Source organism: Psychrobacter sp. TB55-MNA-CIBAN-0194 (genome assembly GCF_040309505.1).
GTDB lineage: Bacteria > Pseudomonadota > Gammaproteobacteria > Pseudomonadales > Moraxellaceae > Psychrobacter > Psychrobacter fozii.
Genome location: NZ_JBEOOW010000294.1, coordinates 1 through 271 on the forward strand (window position 1 = coordinate 1; position 271 = coordinate 271).

Annotated in this window: 1 protein-coding gene; it reads right to left on the reverse strand. The window is 50.6% G+C overall.

The window, feature by feature from the left end; translation table 11 throughout:
- The coding region (locus tag AAEY75_RS15200) for an amino acid kinase family protein (protein WP_502944429.1) at positions 1–271 on the reverse strand (271 nt) is incomplete at both ends.

Consider the following 271-nt stretch of genomic DNA (forward strand, 5'->3'; position numbering starts at 1 on the left):
GTGGTATAGACGCCATCAACATCAGTATAGATTTGGCATTCATCCGCGCCTAAAGCCGCGGCAATCGCCACGCCTGTCGTATCAGAGCCGCCGCGCCCTAATGTCGTCGCATTGCCTTCTTCATCGATACCTTGGAAGCCTGCGACAATAACGACGTTGCCGGCATCTAGCTGCTCACGGATGTTTTTGTCATCGATACTTTCAATACGCGCTTTATTGTGAGCATTATCGGTTTTAATAGCGACCTGACGACCGGTAAATGAACGTGCAC